General features: G+C 68.8%; 7 protein-coding genes and 1 pseudogene. 5 read left to right on the forward strand and 3 right to left on the reverse strand.

From position 1 onward, the window contains the following. Positions 1-137: 137 nt before the first annotated feature. Both D187_RS28705 and D187_RS50505 read left to right on the forward strand, forming a co-directional pair. Positions 138-1016 (forward strand): L,D-transpeptidase family protein, encoded by an 879-nt coding sequence (locus tag D187_RS28705; RefSeq protein ID WP_002632055.1) that lies wholly within the window; start codon positions 138-140, stop codon positions 1014-1016. A gap of 45 nt (positions 1017-1061) precedes the next feature. Next, complete coding sequence (locus D187_RS50505) at positions 1062-2879, forward strand: lipase family protein (protein ID WP_002632054.1); 1818 nt, start codon at positions 1062-1064, stop codon at positions 2877-2879. 25 nt (positions 2880-2904) lie between these two features. Here the strand turns inward: D187_RS50505 and D187_RS28715 are convergent, their stop codons facing one another. Further along, positions 2905-3645 carry a pentapeptide repeat-containing protein gene (locus tag D187_RS28715; RefSeq protein WP_002632053.1) on the reverse strand — a complete coding sequence of 247 codons (741 nt, stop codon included), beginning with the start codon at positions 3643-3645 and terminating at the stop codon, positions 2905-2907. Between the two features lie 230 nt (positions 3646-3875). On the opposite strand from D187_RS28715, the gene D187_RS50510 reads away from it, so the two are divergent. The 3 genes and pseudogenes from D187_RS50510 to D187_RS59305 form a co-directional block, all read left to right on the forward strand. Further along, positions 3876-7460 (forward strand): Kelch repeat-containing protein, encoded by a 3585-nt coding sequence (locus tag D187_RS50510; protein WP_020918349.1) that lies wholly within the window; start codon positions 3876-3878, stop codon positions 7458-7460. Between the two features lie 304 nt (positions 7461-7764). After that, entirely contained in the window at positions 7765-8739 is a 975-nt protein-coding gene (locus tag D187_RS28725; protein WP_002632732.1) for a hypothetical protein, read from the forward strand. A gap of 52 nt (positions 8740-8791) precedes the next feature. Beyond that, a pseudogene (locus D187_RS59305) lies at positions 8792-13081 on the forward strand (Kelch repeat-containing protein); the annotation flags it as partial. Positions 13082-13193: 112 nt separating this feature from the next. Here D187_RS59305 and D187_RS28730 read toward each other — a convergent pair. Both D187_RS28730 and D187_RS28735 read right to left on the reverse strand, forming a co-directional pair. Beyond that, entirely contained in the window at positions 13194-17894 is a 4701-nt protein-coding gene (locus tag D187_RS28730) for an nSTAND1 domain-containing NTPase (RefSeq protein WP_020918350.1), read from the reverse strand. A 3-nt stretch (positions 17895-17897) separates the two neighbouring features. Next, a complete protein-coding gene (locus D187_RS28735) occupies positions 17898-19439 on the reverse strand; it encodes an AAA-like domain-containing protein (protein WP_002632718.1) in 1542 nt (513 codons plus the stop codon). Positions 19440-19442: the final 3 nt, after the last annotated feature.

The raw sequence follows: 19442 nt of genomic DNA on the forward strand, positions 1-19442 counted from the left end.
CCCGCCCCACTTCCTCGTGGGCTCTACCGTCCGGCTTCGCCCAGGAGCTTTCAGCTATCCGGAGCGCGCGAGGAGGAGAAGAGGGCTCAGCTGATCTAGGCTCGGGGGCGTCCACTCTCTTCTGAACGAGGTGCTCCATGCCCACGGATTCCGCTGGTTCCTCGACGCCCCCCGCCGCCGCGCCCGCGGCCGGTGCTGGCGGTCAGCCCCCCTTGCTCAACGCGCGCTTCGCCCCCGTGCCGGAGTTGGCGGGGGTGCTCGCCGGCCAGTCGCCGCTCGCCAAGGGCTCGAAGGGAGCGGGTGTGCGCGCCGTGCAGCAGGCCCTCCTCGACATGGGCTTCAGCGTCCCCGGGGGTGGCGCGGATGGCATCTTTGGCGCGCAGTCGGCCAAGGCCGTGCGCAACTTCCAGGTGCATGCCCGCTCGGCCTTTCCCGGGGTGCAGCCCACCGGCACCGTGGACGTCGCCACCCTGCGCGCCCTCGATGCGCTCGCCCCGGCTCCGGGTCAGCGCGGCCAGACGCAGCGCCTGCCCCCGCCCCAGTACAAGGGCACGCCCGTGCGCGTGGTGGTGGTGAAGGACGAGCACCGCACCTTCCTCTTCGACGTCCTGGGCCGGCTCCAGTCCATCTTCGGCAACGCCGTGGGCACGGGCACCACCCGCACGGACCCTGGTCTGAAGAAGGTGACGGGCAAGCTCAACGAGGCGCAGTCGCGCGAGCTCGGCAAGAAGCTGTGGGGCGGCCCCGTCTTCGGGCCGCGCATCATCGACCTGTCGTGGGCCGATGGCTCGCGCTCGGGCGAGGAGCTGCATGGCACCAGCGCTCCCGCCGACCTCGGGGAGGATGTCTCGCATGGGTGCGTCCGCCACGACAACGCCGACATCATCGTCCTCGCCGACGCGCTGAAGGTGGGTGACATGGTGGCCGTCGTCGACAGCATCACCGATCCGAACCTGGGAACCCCGCCGCCCGTCACGCCGCCCGACCTCTCCGGCGCGGTGGCCTCGCGCAAGTAGCCCCTCCCTGGCCATCCCACGAGTGTTCGGTGGTAGACTGTCCTTATGGCCCACAAGGACGTCCCCAATATCGTGGTCATGGTGGGGGGCACGACGGATCCCGGCAATACGGCTCTCCAGTCACGCTCCGCCAGCTACCAGAACACCGCGCTCGAGAAGGACCCGGACTGGTACTGGCGGGACAACCCGGAGCTGCTCAAGGCGCTCAAGCTGCTCCAGAAGAAGTACACCAACCTGCACCTCTTCACCGCGCACGGGTGGACCGGGGACAACGCGGCGGCCAACCGGAAGGTCGCCGGGGCCTACCTCGCCAACCGCCTGTGCGGGGGCGCTGGCCAGAAGGCCTACTACAAGGCACTGCTCAACAGCGAGGTCTCCTTCCACCTCATCGGTCACTCGCACGGCGGCAACGTCATCAACGAGCTCACGCGCGAAGCCGCGCACTCCAAAGCCTGGCCGAAGCACTGGAAGATTCGCAGCATCACCTACCTGTCCACGCCCTTCTTCACGCAGCTGCATCCGGTGGACACCGGCGCCTTCGACAAGGACTGCCGCATCCTCAATGTCTTCTGCAGATACGATCTCACCCAACGGGTCATCGCCGACTTCTCGCTGGAACCGATGACGAACGTGCTGAAGCTGGCGGGTGTCGATCAGCTCACCTGCAAGCTTCAGTGCCTGACCAATGGCCTGGGGTTCGATCGTCAGCACTTCGAGTCGCTCATCAAGTCGGTGAGCGTGAAGGACATGGATCCCAGTTGGAAGATCGACCTCACGTTGATGCTCGACAAGGACAAGGGCACCTGGTTCTACGGCGCGGTCCTGCGCCTGCTGGGGCGTCTCAACGAGGTGTTCGTCGCGTTGCAGCAGCTCGTCAACAAGCTCAACGTGGGCCTCGACTTCCCGGTGCCCAAGGAGCTGGATCCGTCGGGGAAGGTCCATCGCCAGGTGATGAGTGCCCCGCTCGCCGCGCAGTTCCGCGCCGAGCTGAACAAGCTGCAGGGGGGACTCAAGAAGATGGAGGCGGCCTTCAAGACGCGCCTGGCCAGCGGCCAGTTCCCCCTGATGAAGGTCTTCGACGACCTGCACGTCGTCGACTTCCTCGAGCCGCTGGTCAAATTCATCTCGGTGGATCGCAAGACCTTGCAGGGGCCCCTGTGGAACCTGGTGGTTCAGCTCCTCCGCGAGCAGATGTTCAAGTTCGACAACACGAGCGCCGTCCCGGACGCCCAGCTGCGCAACACGCCGTTCGCGTCCCGCATCGTCCCGCTGGACATCTCCATCAAGGATCCCTACAGCACGAAGGGAAAGGACGTCGCGTTCAACAAGTTCATCAAGCGGCTGGAAGGCATCGAGGCACGCTACGCACAGACGAACTCCGTGTACGAGCTGAGGGACCTGCTCTTCACGCTCCTGGCGCACGTGGAGCCCATGCGCGCCAAGGCGACCGAATGGGCCTCGCTGGTGGACTGGTATGAAGGCCTGTTGCGGAACACGAACTGGCTGAACAAGAAGCTGGGAGGCGGCTCCGCGGCCAATGATCTCTTCTTGAAGTTCGTGCAGGTGCTGGAGAACTACGCCCTCATCATCAAGGAGCGGGACTGCGGGCAGCTGGAGGTGCCGACCGTGGCACCCGCCAAGACGGCGAGCAAACCCGAACAGAAGGCCGAGCTCGACTGTACGTGCAAACAGAAGACTCCGGCCGCGAAGGCAGGCGAGTCGAAGCCACCCGTGCCTCCGCCTCCACCCCCCATGGGCAGCCTGGGCTACCTGGCGGTCGTCGCGCACTCCACCAGCCGGCAGGCGCTGTATCTGGAAGTGCAGCAGGCCTTGGAGGCGCAGTTCAATACCCTGAAGCGCTAGGTGCCTGGCCGGGCTGGGGTCCGCCTCAACGCGGCGCGGGGCGGCAACTCCCCACGGCGTTGCGGCCACACTCGCCGCCATCCTCCCAGGTGGCGCCCGACAGCCTGGCCTCCGTCAGATCCACCCCCCGCAGGTTGGCTCCTTCCAGGTTGGCATCGCGCAGATCGGCGCCTCGGAGGATGGCCCCTTCGAGGTTGCAGCGCACGAGGGTGGTGGCTCGGAGCTTCGCCCCCGAGAGATCCGCGCCCATGAGGAGCGCGCCTCCGCTCGAGACGTCGTAGGCGTGGAACCGCTCGGAGCGGCGGTGGAGCCCCAGGGGGCCATGCAGGCTGTGCTCCTCGAGGTTGAGGCCCCGGAGGTTGGCCCGCTCGAAGTTGACGGACTCCAACGCGCGCGCGGTGCGCAGGTCGGCGCCCTCCAGGTTGGCCCCTTGGAGCTGCGCGTTCTCCAGGTAGATGTCGTCGAGCCGAGCGCCCCGCAGGTCGGCCCCCTGGGCCTGGGCGCGCGTCAGGATGGCGCCGCGCAGATCGGCGTTGCGCAGGCGAGCCCGGGCCAGCTTCGCATCCTCCAACCTGGCATTGGCGAGGCGCACCCCTTCGAGGTCCGCCCCCTCGAGCATGGCGCCCGTGAGCGTGCAGCCCTCGCACTCCCGCGTCTCCAGGAGTCGCCGGACGTTCTTCTCCTGCTCGCTGAGACACCCCGACAGCCCGGGGCTGGACAGCAGGAGCAGGAGGAGGACGGAGCCAGGGGCAGGGTGGCGGAGCATGGCCCCGGAGTCTACCCTGACACGGAAGAAGTGGCCGTTAGCGTTGTCAGGCCACCTCGCGCTATCAGCTCCGAGGCGGCCTGGGAGGATGCAGTGATGCATCTCACTTTCCAGGTGTGAAGCGCGTCACCGAGCCCAAGCGATTCACGTGGCAACGTGGTCACTCATGGAAAGCCAGCGGGTAGTCCCGGGGAACGGGACCCTTGGCCATCCACTCAAAGGAGACAGTCATGGCATCCACACCAAGACCTGGGGTGGACGTGGTTGCGCGGTTGGTCCTGGCCTCGGCGTTGCTGTGGTTGGCTTGCGGTGAGGTGTCGCGGGACGGCGCACTGCACTGGGAGCAGTTGGGTCTTCAGGCGACGCCCGGTGGGCAGTGGCGCCCTACGAAATCTCTAGCCACGGCTCGCGAGGGCCACACGGCGACGCTGTTGCCCTCCGGCAAGGTGCTGGTCTCCGGAGGCTGGGGCTCCAGTGACCGTCTCGCCAGCGCGGAGGTGTATGACCCGGGGACGGGGGAATGGAGCCTCACGGGCGCTCTGGACACGGATCGCACGGGCCACACGGCGACGCTGTTGCCCTCCGGCAAGGTGCTGGTCTCCGGAGGGGAAGGAGGGTACGTCTCCCTCTCCAGCGCGGAGGTGTACGACCCGGGGACGGGAAAATGGAGCCCCACGGTCGCCCTGGACACGGCTCGCAACAGCCACACGGCGACGCTGTTGCCCTCCGGCAAGGTGCTGGTCTCCGGAGGAGAGGGCTGGGATGGTGACTCCCTCTCCAGCGCGGAGGTGTACGACCCGGGGACGAAGGAATGGAGCCCCACGGGCGCCCTGGCCACGGCTCGCTATGGCCACACGGCGACGCTGTTGCCCTCCGGCAAGGTGCTGGTCTCCGGAGGGAGAGAGTTCATCAGCTTCGGCTCAGGCGTCGGCTTCCTCTCCAGCGCGGAGGTGTACGACCCGGGGACGGGAAAATGGAGCCCCACGGGCGCCCTGGCCAAGGCTCGCCGTTGGCACACGGCGACGCTGTTGCCCTCCGGCAAGGTGCTGGTCTCCGGAGGGGAGGACTCGAGTGGCCCTCTCGCCAGCGCGGAGGTGTACGACCCGGAGACGGGGGAATGGAGCCCCACGGTCGCCCTGGCCACGGCTCACCGTGGGCACACGGCGACGCTGTTGCCCTCCGGCAAGGTGCTGGTCTCCGGAGGTCTGGGTTCAAATGCGGAGGTGTACGACCCGGGGACGGGGGAATGGAGCCCCACGGTCGCCCTGGCCACTGCTCGCGGTTCGCACGCGGCGACGCTGTTGCCCTCCGGCAAGGTGCTGGTCTCCGGAGGTCGGGGTTCAAATGGCTTGCTCGCCAGCGCGGAGGTGTACGACCCGGGGACGGGAAAATGGAGCCCCACGGGCGCCCTGGCCACGGCTCGCGGTTCGCACACGGCGACGTTGTTGCCCTCCGGCAAGGTGCTGGTCTCCGGAGGGGGCGGGTACGACTGGAGTGGCGATCTCGCCAGCGCGGAGGTGTACGACCCGGGGACGGGGGAATGGAGCTCCACGGGCGTCCTGGCCACGGCTCGCCGTTGGCACACGGCGACGCTGTTGCCCTCCGGCAAGGTGCTGGTCTCCGGAGGGGGGGGGGACTCAGATGACGGCACTCTCGCCAGCGCGGAGGTGTACGACCCGGGGACGGGGGAATGGAGCCCCACGGGCGCCCTGGACACGGCTCGCATAAACCACACGGCGACGCTGTTGCCCTCCGGCAAGGTGCTGGTCTCCGGAGGGGGGGACTGGAGTAGCCCTCTCCTCTCCAGCGCGGAGGTGTACGACCCGGGGACGGGAAAATGGAGCCCCACGGGCGCCCTGGACACGGCTCGCTATGGCCACACGGCGACGCTGTTGCCCTCCGGCAAGGTGCTGGTCTCCGGAGGAGTGGGCTGGAGTGGCCGTCTCGACAGCGCGGAGGTGTACGACCCGGGGACGGGGGAATGGAGCCCCACGGGCGCCCTGGCCACGGCCCGCGACAACCACACGGCGACGCTGTTGCCCTCCGGCAAGGTGCTGGTCTCCGGAGGGGAGGACTCGAGTGGCCGTCTCGACAGCGCGGAGGTGTACGACCCGGGGACGGGGGAATGGAGCCCCACGGGCGCCCTGGCCACGGCTCGCTCCAGCCACACGGCGACGCTGTTGCCCTCCGGCAAGGTGCTGGTCTCCGGAGGGGATAGCCCAGGCTACTACCTCGCCAGCGCGGAGGTGTACGAGGACACGGGAGTTCGCGAGGAGTGGCGTCCCATCATTACCTCGCCCGCCCAGCAACAACCGGGTGAGCTGTTCCACATCACCGGGAGCCGTTTACGAGCTCCCTCGGAGGCAAGCAGCGGCAACACGCAGAGTTCCGCCACGAATCTTCCCCTCGTCAGTCTCTTGGCATTGGAGGGAGGAGCGCTGACACGTGTAACACTCCTGGACTCGGTCTTCGATACGGATGTGGCCGTGCGGATGCCGAGCGTGCCGAACGGCTACTATATCCTTTCCGTGATGACTAACGCCATCCATGGTGGGCAGTTGGTGCTCGTGGAGGGGCCTCCTCTGGCAGCACCCGCTGTGACCGCACCACTGGAGGGATCGTTCGTCAACAACACGCGGCCCACCATCGAAGGCACGGCGGGTGCGGAGGTCACGGTGGCGCTGTGGCTGGATGGTAAAAAGGAAGGGACAGTCGATACAAACAAGGAGGGACAATGGTTCTTCAAGCCGGCCACTGCATTGGCTGAGGGACCCCACGAATTCCATACCACCGCTACGGACAAAATAGGTAATGTCAGTCCTGCCTCCGAGACACGCGGCTTCATGGTCGACTCGGCGCGGCCAGATGCGCCCGTCATGACCTCCCCTGGGGATAGCGTCAACACGGCCACACCCCTCATTAGTGGAAAGGCGGAGGTAGAGAGCAAGGTGACGGTGTGGCTGGATGGGACAGAAGCAGGGAGCACTTTGGCCAACAGGGCAGGGGTCTGGGCTTTCATGCCTGAGACCCTGTTGGAGCAAGGCTACCGCCGGGTCAAGGCCACCGCCACGGACAAGGCAGGCAATGTCAGTCCTGCCTCCGAGACACGCGGCTTCATGGTCGACTCGGTGCCGCCAGCAGCGCCCGTCATGCTCACCCCTGGGGACAGCGTCAACACGGCCACACCCATCATTAGTGGCACGGCGGAGGCGAATAGCGAGGTGACGGTGTGGTTGGATGGGGTAGAAGCAGGGCGCGCTGTGGCCAGTGAGGCGGGGACCTGGAAGTTCATCCCGGAGACACTGTTGGAGCAAGGCAACCGCCAGGTCAAGGCCACAGCCGCGGACAAGGTGGGTAATGTCAGTCTTTACTCGGAGACGCGCATTTTCATGGTCGATTCCGTGCCGCCAGCGGCGCCCGTCATGACCACTCCTGGAGACAGCGTCAACACGACCACGCCCATCATCAGTGGCACGGCGGAGGTGGAGAGCAAGGTGAAGGTGTGGCTGGATGATGAGGAGGAAAATGCCACGACGATCACGGTGGACGCGGCGGGAAAATGGCGCTTCAGCCCCCCTACGGCGCTAAAACTTGGGTACCACTCCGTCTCCGCCCTCGCCACGGATGCCGTGGGCAATTCCAGCACTCCGTCCAAGCACCGGTTCGCCGTCCAGAGGAGTCATTATGGCTGGGGTTGCACCACCTCCTCCGCCGCTCCTGCCTCCTGGACCTTGTTGGTGCTCGCCTGGTCTCTTGGCAGGCGTCGGCTCAAGTCTCCTCAGCAGCCGAGCAGGCGTGGACCCACCGCGCCGTAGGACTCGGTGCGTGGAGGCTTCCAGCCGTGCGGCGGCGGTTCGCCGGGCCGGCGGCCTCCCTGTGAACACGGTGGAGGCGGGCCTCCTGCCCTCGAGGTGGCCGGGGTGGACGCTGTGCGGCGATTCACCGTCCGAGTGTGAAGCGCGTCACCGCGCTCATCTGGCTCACGTGGGAACTTGGTCTCTCACGGGAAGCCAGAGGGCTTTCCCGGGAGCACGGGGGCCCTGGCCATCCACACTCGCCCTCGGGAGTCGATGGAAACGGATGATGTCTGGTTTGAACACTGTCTTGAGAATGGACCCCATGAATTCTTTCTCCCGAAGTGCATTGTTGCTGTGGGCGGCGGTGTTGAAGTCCTGGCATGGGGCTCCCTCGCTGCCGCGAGTGCGTGCCTTGTCCCTGGTGACAGGGGCGCTCACGTGCCTGGCGGTCCCCGCCGCCCACGCGCAGGAGTCCTCGACGATCCAGGTTCCGCCCACCAAGAACCCCTACATCTCCACGATCGCCGAGCTCTACAAGAAGGCGAAGTACGAGGAGGCCCAGTCCAAGCTGGAGAAGGCCCTGGAGTGGAAGTCCAATGGGACCCAGGAGGTGCTCTGGCTCAAGCTCATGCAGGGCGTGCTCCAGGCGGAACTGGCCCAGGGCAATGCGCTGGAGTCCTTCAAGGAGGCCCTGACGCTGAACAAGGAGGCACAGCTGCCCGTGCAGGGCTCCAGGCGCTTGCGCAAGCTCTTCGAGCAGGCCCGCAACACCCTGGGGCTGCCCGCGGACAAGGAGTTGCTGGCCAAGGAGTTGGAGCAGAGTTCTGGCCCTCGGGGGCCCGTGGTGCCTCGCCCCCCACCGCGGCGGTATGGATGGAGCGTGGGCGTGCGCGGCGAGGCGGATTTGCTTGGGCTCGAGCTCATCCCCTCCGTCTATCCCTTCGCTCCCGCCGTGAGCGTGGGGTACACCCGCGAGAAGTTGGGAGGCGTGCTGACGGCGCTGGTGCAGAACTCGCCGGGGCTCAGGGTCGAGGGGCAATTCCACCCACTCACGCTGGGGTGGGTGCGGCCCTATGCGAGGGTGGGCACCACGGTGTGCTTTGGAGAAAAGGATGAGCAAGAGGTGCCCCACTTCATGGGGGGAGTGAGTGGACGAGGGGCCCTCGGCGTGGACGTGCAGTGGAACTCCCGCATGTTCGCCTTCGCGGATGTGGCCTACGAGCGCTTCTTCACCGGGAGGAGTCCGTACACGTCGCAGTCGGTGCTGGTCTCGGTGGGCGTGGGCCTGTTTCCCTGAGCCCTGGCAGGCCTCAAGCTGAGAAAACACATAACAGCGGAAGGAAACATTCATGCCATCTTCGCCAAGAACAGGGGTGGAGGTTGTTGCGCGGCTGGCTCTTGCCTCGGCGCTGCTGTGGCTGGCTTGCGGTGAGGTGTCGCGGGACAGAGCTTTGCACCGGGAGCAGTTCGAGCCCAAGGGTCTTCAGGCGACGCCCGGTGGGCAGTGGAGCCCCTCGGGCGCTCTAGCCACGGCTCGCAGTGGCCACACGGCGACGCTGTTGTCCTCGGGCAAGGTGCTGGTCACCGGAGGGCAGGACGCAGAAGACGCCTCCCTCGACAGCGCGGAGGTGTACGACCCGGGGACGGGGGAATGGAGCCCCACGGGTGTTCTGGCCACTGCTCGATGGGGCCACACGGCGACGCTGTTGCCTTCGGGCAAGGTGCTGGTCACCGGCGGCGAGGGGTGGAGTGGCCCTCTCGCCAGCGTGGAGGTGCGTGACCCGGTCATTGAGGACTGGAGTTCCACGGGCACTCTGGCCATGGCCCGCGTGGGCCATACGGCGACGCTGTTGCCTTCGGGCAAGGTGCTGGTCACCGGCGGCTGGGGCTCAAGTGGCTCCCTCGCAAGTGCGGAGATGTACGACCCGGCCACGGGGGAGTGGCGCCCCACGGGTGATCTGACTGAGGCCCGCTATGGCCACACGGCGACGCTATTGTCCTCGGGCATAGTGCTGGTCACCGGTGGCTGGGGCTCAAGTGGCTCCCTCGCCAGCGCGGAGGTGTATGACCCAGTCACGGAGGAGTGGAGCTTCACGGGTGCTTTGGCCACGGCTCGCGAGGGCCACACGGCGACGCTGTTGCCCTCCGGCAAGGTGCTGGTCTCCGGCGGCCGGAACTTGAGTGTCCTCCTCGCCAGTGTGGAGGTGTATGACCCGGTCACGGAGGAGTGGAGTTCCACGGGGGTTCTGACTGAGGCTCGCAGGGGCCACATGGCGACGCTGTTGCCCTCGGGCATAGTGCTGGTCACCGGTGGCTATGGCCCAAGTGGTTCCCTCGACAGCGTGGAGGTGTACGACCCGGCCACGGGGGTGTGGAGTTCCACGGGGGTTCTGGGCACGGCCCGCTATGGACACATGGCGACGCTGTTGCTTTCGGGCAAGGTGCTGGTCACCGGCGGCGAGGGTTGGAGTGGCCCTCTCGCCAGCGCGGAGATGTATGACCCAGGGGCGGGGTGGAGTTCCTCGGGTGAGATGGTCTCGGCCCGCTATGGCCACACGGCGACTTTGTTGCCCTCGGGCAAGGTGCTGGTCACCGGCGGCTGTGGCCCAAGAGGTCACCTCGCCAGCACGGAGGAGTACGACCCGGCCACGGGGGAGTGGCGCCCCACGGGTGCTCTGGCTACGGCTCGCTATAACCACACGGCGACGCTGTTGCCCTCGGGCATAGTGCTGGTCACCGGAGGAGATAGTCCAAGTGGTTCTCTCGCCAGCGCGGAGGTGTACGACCCGACCACGGGGAAGTGGCGCCCCACGGCCGCTCTGACTGAGGCCCGAGTAGGCCACACGGCGACGTTGTTGCCCTCGGGCAAGGTGCTGGTCTCCGGAGGTAATGGCCCACATGGCCGTCTCGCCAGCACAGAGGAGTACGACCCGGCCACGGAGGTGTGGAGTTCCACGGGTGCTCTGACTGAGACTCGAAGGGGCCACACGGCGACGCTGTTGCCCTCGGGCAAGGTGCTGGTCTCCGGAGGCCGTGGCCCAAGCGGCTCTCTCGCCAGCACGGAGGAGTACGACCCGGCTACGAGGGCGTGGAGACCCACGGGAGTTCTGGCCATGGCCCGCTCCAGCCACACGGCGACGCTGTTGCCCTCAGGCAAGGTGCTGGTCACCGGAGGTTATGGTTCACGTGGCTCCCTCACCAGTGCGGAGGTGTATGACCCGGTCACGGGAGCGTGGCGCCTCACGAGCGTTCTGGCCATGGCGCGCAGGGGCCACACGGCCACGCTGTCTCCTTCGGGGAAGGTGTTGGTCACCGGAGGCAGGGGCTCAATTAGCTATCTCCCCAGTGTGGAAGTGTATGACCCGGATACGGAGCGCTGGAGTTCCACGGACTCCCTGACCATGCCCCGCTACTATCACACGGCGACGCTGTTGCCCTCGGGCAAGGTCCTGGTCTCCGGAGGAGATAGTCCAAGTGGCTCTCTCGCCACCGCGGAGGTGTACGACCTGGACTTAGGGGTGTGGAGTTCCACGGGTGCTCTGACTGAGGCTCGCAGGATGGGCCTCACGGCGACGCTGTTGCCCTCGGGCAAGGTCCTGGTCTCCGGAGGTTTGCACTGGAGTGGCTCTATCGCCAGCGTAGAGGTGTACGACCCGGCCACGGGGGAGTGGAGCCCCACGGGTGCTTTGGCCACGGCCCGCAATGGCCACACGGCGACGCTGTTGCCGTCGGGCAAGGTGCTGGTCACCGGCGGCTGGAACTTGAGTGTCCCCCTCGCCAGTGTGGAGGTGTATGACCCGGTCACGGAGGAGTGGAGTTTCACGGGGGCTCTGACTGAGGCTCGCAGGGGCCATACGGCGACGCTGTTGCCCTCGGGCAAGGTCCTGGTCTCCGGTGGCCTGGGGGCAGACTACGCTTCCCTCGCCAGCGCGGAGGTGTATGACCCGGCCACGGGGGCGTGGAGTTCCACGGGGGTTCTGGTTACGGCCCGCTCCAGACACACGGCGACGCTGTTGCCGTCGGGCAAGGTGCTGGTTTCCGGTGGCTGGGAATCAAATGGCTTTCTCGACAGCGCGGAGGAGTACGACCCGGCCACGGGGGCGTGGAGTCCCACGGGGGCTCTGGTTACGGCCCGCGTGGGCCATACGGCGACGCTGTTGCCCTCGGGCAAGGTCCTGGTCTCCGGTGGCCGGGGGGCAGACTACGCTTCCCTCGCCAGCGCGGAGGTGTATGACCCAGCCACGGGGGCGTGGAGTTCCACGGGGGCTCTGGCCACGGCTCGCGAGGGCCACACGGCGACGCTGTTGCCCTCAGGCATAGTGCTGGTCACTGGAGGCTATGGCGCAAGCAACTCTACTGCCAGCACGGAGGAGTACGACCCGGCCACGGGGGCGTGGAGTTCCACGGGGGCTATGACTGAGGCCCGCGAGGGCCACACGGCGACGCTGTTGCCCTCGGGCAAGGTGCTGATCACAGGAGGCTATAGCCCCAGCGTGGATATGTACGAAGATACAGGCATTCGCCAGGAGTGGCGCCCCGTCATCACCCCACCAGCCGAGCAACGACGGGGTAAAGTACTCCACATTACTGGGAGCCGCTTGCGAGGTCTATCGGAGGCAAGCAGTGGTAACGCCCAGAGTTCCGCCACGAACCTTCCCCTGGTCAGCTTGTTGGCGCTGGAGGGAGGCGCCCTGACACGTGTAACACACCTGGCCTCGGTCTCCGATACGGAAGTGGTCGTGGGGACGCCGAGCGTGCGGGACGGCTATTACATCCTTTCTGTGATGACCAATGCCATACACGGTGGGCAGTTGGTGCTCGTGAACGGGCCTCCGCTGGAAGCTCCCAAGGTGAGCGCGCCTGGGGCTGGTGCGCTCGTCAACACCACGCGGCCAACGATTCGCGGCACGGCGGAGGCCGGTAACATGGTGACGGTGTGGCTGGATGGGGCAGTGGCGGGTACAACCAAGGCGGAGCATGGACCGTGGGAATTCGTCCCAAGTACTTCGCTGGTTCAGGGCAACCACCGACTCGAGACCTCCGCCACGAATGCGGTGGGCATCGTCAGCGTTCAATCCGAGTCTTGTATTTTCACGATCGACTCCGTGGCGCCGAATGCGCCCAGGGTGATTGAGCCTGAGGGTGGATCCCTCGTCAACAACCCTCAGCCAGTCATTCGCGGCACGGCGGAGCCGGGCAGTACAGTCATCGTGCTTCTGGGCGAAAAAGAGGTAGGTCGTTTCACAGCAGACACCACGGGCGCCTGGAGCTTCGTCCCAGCCACCGCTCTGCCCGAGGGGCTCAACCCCGTCAGCGCCACCGCCACGGACTCCGTGGGCAATGTCAGCGCTACGTCCAACTTCAGCGTCTTCACGATCGACTCCAGAGCGCCGAGTGCGCCCGAGGTGAACTCGCCTGGGTCCTCCGCTAGCACCTCAATGCCAGTCATTGGCGGCAGCGCGGAGCCAAACAGCAAGGTGACGGTGTGGCTGGATGGGATTGGGGTAGAAGAGCCAGTCCTGGCCGACGCAGCGGGGGTCTGGAGATTCACGCCGGCCACCGCACTAGGGTTCGGTCCTCATCTCATTTCCGCCACCGCGACGGATGCGGCAGGTAACACCAGCCCGCCCTCTGCCGAGTACTCCTTTTCCATCCAAAGAAGTCATTACGGCTGGGGTTGCACCACCACATCCGCCGCCCCCGCCACCTGGGCCTTTCTGGCACTGGCTTGTTCTCTCAGCAGGCGCCGTCTCAGGTCTCCCCTGGGGCAGGGCGCCCCCGCTCCTGCTCGTCACGGGCATGCGCCTCTCGCGCTTCCTCGGGGCGCTCGCCCAGGTAGCGCTGGCGCTGCCGTACCTCCAGGCTCGCGCTGGTCAACTGGCGCAGGCGCTCGCGCAGCGCCTCCACCCCCAACCCCCACACCCGCACGGAGCCATCGTTCAAGGCGATCGCCAACACGTCCCCCCCAGGACTGAAGGCCGTCACCGCTACCTGCTCTCCGTGACCGGCGAGCACCAGGGGCTCGCCGCTCCCATCCGCGGGCCACACCCGCACCGTTCCGTCCCCCCAGGCCGTCACCACCCGCGTGCCTCGGGGATCGAACCGGGCGGTGTGCCCTCGGAGCACCACCGTCTCCTCCAACGCCTCGGCGGACCACACCCGCACCGTCTTGTCCAGGGAGGCGGTCAACACCCTCCCTCCGTGCGGGCTGAACTCCGCGCTCACCACCGCCTGGTCATGCCCCCGGAGCACCACCGACTCGCCGTGCCCGTCCGCGCGCCAGAGCCGCGCCGTCCCATCATCCGAGGCCGTCACCACCCGCGCTCCGTCCGGGCTGAAGGCCGCCGCCACCACCCGGGCCGTGTGCCCGTGGAGCACCACCGGCTCGCCGTGCCCGTCCGCGCGCCACACCCGGGCCGTCCCGTCATCCGAGGCCGTCACCACGCGCTCCCCCCTCGGGCTGAAGGCCGCGCTCCGGAGGTACTTCGTGTGCCCGTGGAGCACCACCGGCTCCCCCTTCCCGTCCACTCGCCACACCCGCGCCGTCTTATCCCAAGAGGCCGTCACCACCCGCTGCCCGTCCGGGCTGAAGGCGGCCGACACCACCCCTCCCTCATGGCCGCGCAGCACCACCGGCTCCCCCTTCCCGTCCACTCGCCACACCCGCGCCGTCTTATCCTCAGAGGCCGTCACCACCCGCTGCCCGTCCGGGCTGAAGGCCACCGTCCGGAGCTCCGCCCCGTGCCCCTTGAGCAGCACCGGCTCCAGGTCGCCGCCCAGCCGCCACACCCCCGCCGTGCCATCCGCATGCGCGGTTGCCAGCCACTCTCCGCGAGGGCTGAAGGCCAGGGCCCGCACCGTGCCCGCACGGCGAGGCAGCGTGAGCGCACGCGGCTGGGCTCGCCAGCGCCACACTCGCGCACTGCCATCCCGGGAGGCCGTCACCACCCGCTCCCCGTCCGCGCTGAAGCTCGCGGACAGCACCTCGTCCGTGTGCCCCAGCAGCTCCACCGCCGTGCCCGTCCCGTCCGTGCGCCGCACCCGCGCCCGGCCGTCCCGCGACGCCGTCACCACCCACCGGCCATCCGGGCTGAAGGCCACCGAGAGCGACTCCCCGGTGTCTCCCGCCAGCCTCATCCCCCCGCCTTTCCCGTCCGCCCGCCACAGGCGGACCGACCCGTCCGCATGCGCGCTCGCCACCAGCCCTCCATCCGGGCTGAAGGCCACCGCGTGCACGAAGCCGGAGTCACTGTGCTGTTCGCTGGGTTCCCCCCGCCCATCCGCGCGCCACACCCGCACCGCTCCATCCACCGAGGCCGTGGCCACCCGCTCCCCATCCGGGCTGAACACCGCGGCCCGCACGTCGCCGGGGTGGGGGAGCACGGCCAGCTCGCCCCTCCCATCCGCGTGCCACACCCGCGCCGTCCAGTCCCGTGACGCCGTCACCACCCGCTCGCCGTCCGGACTGAAGGCCGCGCTCACCACGGCCTGCTCGTGGCCCCGGAGCACCACCGGCATCCCCCTTCCGTCCGCTCGCCACACCCGCGCCGTCTTATCCACAGAGGCCGTCACCACCCGCTGCCCGTCCGGGCTGAAGGCCGCCGCCATCACCTCGCCCATGTGCCCCGCGAGCAGCTCCGGGCCCGCGTCCCCCTCCACCCACCACACCCGGGCGGTGCGATCCGCCGAGGCCGTTACCACCCGCCGCCCATCCGGGCTGAAGGCCGCGGTCAGCACCTCGCCGCCGTGTCCCTCGAGCACCCGCGGCACGCCCGTGCCATCCGCGCGCCACAGCCGTGCCGTCCCGTCCCGGGAGGCCGTTACCACCCACCGGCCATCCGCGGTGAGCGCCGCCGCGCGCACCGGCCCCCGGTGGCCCCGCAGCACCGCCGAGGCGAGCGGCTGCTGGAGCACCTCCAACGCCGTCTGCGTCCACGCCAGGTGTTGCTCGGGCTCGCGCACCTCCAGCAGCACCAGCAGCGCCGCCGTGGGATCCTCCCCGCGCAGCTTGTCCGCCACGATCAGCCGGGCGAAGTCCCGCAGCCGCTCCTGGTGCGCGCGCTCCTCCCACGCCAGGCGCTCCGCCCGCTCCCAGCTCGCACCGAGGAACAGGTGCATCCGCTCGTCCAGCTCGTCCGGGTGGGCCTGCTGGAATTCCAGGGCCTCCTCCAGGCGCCGGCCGCGCAGGAGGTAGTCCTCCGCGTGCGCCGACTCCCCGTGGGCACGCCAGGACTCCGCCGCCGCGCGCAGCTCGAGCTTCCTGCGCCGGCGCTCCTGTCCATCCCGGATCCACTCGGCCAGGGGCAGCCAGTGGCGCAACAGCGCCTCGTGGGCCACCTCGATGGAGACTCCGCCCCCTTCCGCGCCACCGCCCAGCACCAGCACCCGGCCCTCCACGAGCCGCCCCAGCACGGTGTCGAAGGCGCGGCGCGCCGGCTCCTCGAGAGGACGCACCTGCTCCCGCTCCACGCGCTGGCAGGTGAAAGGGGCCGCGTCTTGCCGCACGTCCACCAGCTCCACCAGAAGCCGGCGCATCTGCTGCCGCTCCTCCTCGTCCAGCCCCTGGTACAGCCGGTCCAGCTCCTGCGCGAGCGCCCCGGCCACTCCGCCCAGGGCCTGATAGGCGCCGTGCTTGAGCCATCTGCCCTCGCGCAGCCGCCACAGCCGCTCCAGCGTGTGGGCCAGCAGGGGCAGGGCGCCCGGCTGGCGCTCCACCTCCTGCAGCAGCCGCTCCGTCAGTCCTTCCTCCAGCCGCAGGCCCTGCCGCCGCGCGGGGTGCTCGATGGCCTCGCGCAGCTCTCCCGCCGTCATCTCCGGCACCAGCAGCAGCCGCTCGCCCTCGAAGAGCACCGCGTCCAGTCGCGGCCCGCTCTCCCCCAGCCGCACCTCCGCGCAGCGCCCCAGGTAGTCCACCCGCAGCGTGGCGAGCACCACCGTGCCCCGCTCGGACTCCCGCGAGGACTCCCACAGCGCGCTCAGCAGCTCCTGGCGCTCGCCCTCGCCCAGCCGGGTGAAGGCCTCGTCCAACGGATCCACCACCAGCAGCCGCCGCTTGCCCGGGGAGGCCCGCGCCGAGCGCACCCCCTCCAGCGCCCCGGCCTCGCCCGCGCGCACCCACGTGAGCTCCCAGTGCTTGGAGGACAGCACCGGCAGCAGCCCCGCCCGGAGCAGCGAGGACTTGCCACTCCCGGAGGCGCCGGCGAGCACCTGGAAGGAGGGGAACCGCCCTTCGGCGGCGGCCTCCATCCGCTGCAGCAGCGTCTGGCGGAGCGGCTCGCGGCCGAAGAAGCGCCGGTGATCCTTGGGCTCGAAGGGCCGCAGGCCGCAATAGGGGGGGAAGACGAAGGGGCGCAGGTCCGGCCCGTCGCCCGCGCGGGCGTAGAGCTGGAGCGAGACCCCATCCATCCGGGCCCCCTCGAGCCGCAGCGCCTTGCGCGACTCGGCCAGCGCCTGCTCCAGCGAGGCGTGGTGCCCGAGCAGCGAGCCATAGAGCGCGCGGGTGAAGGTGACGGAGCCCGGGGTGGAGAGCGGCAGCCGGGAGGCGACCACCGCGGCGAGGCCCGCGCGGTGAAGCTCGCGGGCGGGGCTGCCCAGGTGGTTGCCCGGAAGCCCCGCGTCGCCCCCCCGGCAGGCACTCAGCACCACCATGCGGATGCGCCCGGCGTGCGGCTCGAGCGCGGCCCGGAGCGCGGCGGCGTCCACCACGTGTGACTCTCCCTCCCGCCACGAGGAGTTCCAGGCGAGGCCATACGCCCCGGGCTCGGAGGGCACGCCGTGGCACAGCAGGTGGAGCGCGGCGAGGGGCTCCTCCCGCTCGCGCAGGGCCCGCTCGAGCGAGGCGAGGCTCACCTGGGGGAGCACGTCCCGGCGCGGGTCGAAGTCATAGCCGGCGTGGGCACAGGCCTCGGCGAGGGCGCGCTGGTGCGCCGCGGCGGGCACGTCCCCGGCCCAGGCGAAGAGGATGCGGCCTCCCTCGGGCGGAGGAGAGGAGGGCGGGGGCGCGGTGCGCGTCCCGGGCCGCTCGTAGCACAGGGTGCAGCCCTCGAGGTCGCTCAGCGCCTGGCCGGTGGACTCCAGCGTGAGCAGCTCCCACGGGAGCACGCACAGCTCGGCGGGCTCCAGCCGCAGGGTGAGCCGCACCGGCTGGCCCGCCTCCAGCGCCCACCGCAGCCGTTGCTCGTCCTCGGCCCACCCCAGGGGCACGAGGAAGGCGCGCAGCAGCTCCCCGAGCCGCTGGGCGGCGTTGGGGCTCGGGCGGCTCGTGCCCAGGCTGGCCAGGTCCTCCAGGGCGTGCTCCCAGGGAAACGAGGCGCGCGCGGAGGTGCCCTCCTCGCGCAGGCGCAGGTAGTCCCGCGGCTGGAAGAGGAAGCGGTCGGCGTCGCGCGCGCGCTCGCCGGAGACGAGGTGGAGCGTGAGCTCCAGCGGGCTGGTGGCCACGGGGTAGGCGATCACGGCTCAGCTCACGTGCAGCCGCTCACGGAAGTAGCGCCGGTACAGCTCGCAGCGCGGCAGCACGGAGGCCGCCTCCTGCTTCACCAGTCCCGCGCTCCGCAGGCGGATGAACACGCCCTCATCCGGGCAGGCGTTGCGCTGGAGCACCTCGCGCAGTCCCGCCTTGAGCTGCGGCTGGCTGCCCAGGCGGAAGAGCAGGTGGCGCAGGTGGTCTCCGAACGGTCCCCGGTCCTCCGCCGCCTGGGTGAACAGGTCCTCCACGCGCAAGCCGCGGCTGGCCACGAGGTACAGCGCCTTGCGGATCAGGTAGGGGTGGCCTCCGAGCAGGGCGAACAGCTCCTGCTCCTGCTTGGGTCCCAGGGGCGCGCCATGCCGCCGGTTGAGCTCCGCCACCTGTTCCGGGGTGAAGTCGCCCAGCTCCACGGTCTGCCCCACGTTGAAGGGGGACTGGGTCAGGTTCTTGATGAAGAGGAAGGGCTCGGTCGAGGTCACCAGGACGATGCTGAGCTTCTTCCAGACGGGCGTGGTGGGCAGCGCGCGGTTGTTGTGCCAGCTGCGCAGCATGCCGAAGAAGTCCGTGCCGAAGGGCAGCTCGAAGAGCGTCTCCACCTCGTCGAGCCCCAGCACCAGGGGCGCGTCCAGTCCCCGCAGGACATGGCCGCTCATGTACTGCCCGCAGCGCTGGCTGCTGCCGATGGGCTTCTTCCAGTAGGCCTCCACCTGGTTGTCCAGCTCGAGCTGATCACTCAGGGAGTTGCAGAAGCGCTGGAAGAAGAGATCCGGGTCGGAGAAGGTCTGGGTGTCGAACTCCTGGAACGACAGGTAGGCCACGCGCTTGCCTGCCTCGAGGGCGGCGGCCATGCCCCGCATGAGCAGCGAGCTCTTGCCCATCTGCCGCGCGCCCTTGATGGTGACGGTGGCGCCCTGCTTCTGCGAGACGGCCCGTGACACCGTGGCATCGGCGTCACGCACCACATAGAAGGCCGACTGCGTGTCCATGGCCCCCTCGAGGGTTTCATCCAGCTCGAGCGGTGCCGACGGCAGGGGAGGAGAGAAGCCGGAGGAGGTGGTTTCGGGCGGCGCACTGGCGCGGGGGGAACTCGAGGCCGCCGGGGCGGTCGCGGCCAACGGGGCGCCGCTCATGACCTTGGCGAACTGTTCGAGCAGCCGCGGCGTGTCCTCCGGTCCCTCCCACAGCGCCCAGTTGATGGGGCTGAGGTAGCCATTGAGGGGTGGGGGGAGGCGCTCGTGGTACGCGACCCGGACGGGGAGCAGCTTCGGCAGGCCCCGCTGCCCCTGGAGCCGGTGCGCCAGCTCGATCTCCGTCTGGGCTATCTCGCTGTTGACGGAGAAGGGCGAGAGCAGCGCGATGAAGTAGTCCGATTGGCGGATCTTGGAATCGATGCGCTCCACCCACTTCTCGCCCACCAGCATGGAGGTGTCGATGAAGACCTCGTGGGTGGCCTTGAGCGCCTTGTAGAGGGCCTGGGCGAGGTCCTGATCCGGCGTGACATCGCGCTTGTAGCTGATGAAGACACGGGCCATGGG

Source organism: Cystobacter fuscus DSM 2262 (assembly GCF_000335475.2).
Taxonomy (GTDB): domain Bacteria; phylum Myxococcota; class Myxococcia; order Myxococcales; family Myxococcaceae; genus Cystobacter; species Cystobacter fuscus.

What these genes read in the sequence shown, in the direction of transcription:
- D187_RS28705 (WP_002632055.1), top strand. Translation starts at nt 138, where the DNA reads ATGCCCACGGATTCCGCTGGTTCCTCGACGCCCCCCGCCGCCGCGCCC.
- D187_RS50505 (WP_002632054.1), top strand. Translation starts at nt 1,062, where the DNA reads ATGGCCCACAAGGACGTCCCCAATATCGTGGTCATGGTGGGGGGCACG.
- D187_RS28715 (WP_002632053.1), bottom strand. Translation starts at nt 3,645, where the DNA reads ATGCTCCGCCACCCTGCCCCTGGCTCCGTCCTCCTCCTGCTCCTGCTG.
- D187_RS50510 (WP_020918349.1), top strand. Translation starts at nt 3,876, where the DNA reads ATGGCATCCACACCAAGACCTGGGGTGGACGTGGTTGCGCGGTTGGTC.
- D187_RS28725 (WP_002632732.1), top strand. Translation starts at nt 7,765, where the DNA reads ATGAATTCTTTCTCCCGAAGTGCATTGTTGCTGTGGGCGGCGGTGTTG.
- D187_RS28735 (WP_002632718.1), bottom strand. Translation starts at nt 19,439, where the DNA reads ATGGCCCGTGTCTTCATCAGCTACAAGCGCGATGTCACGCCGGATCAG.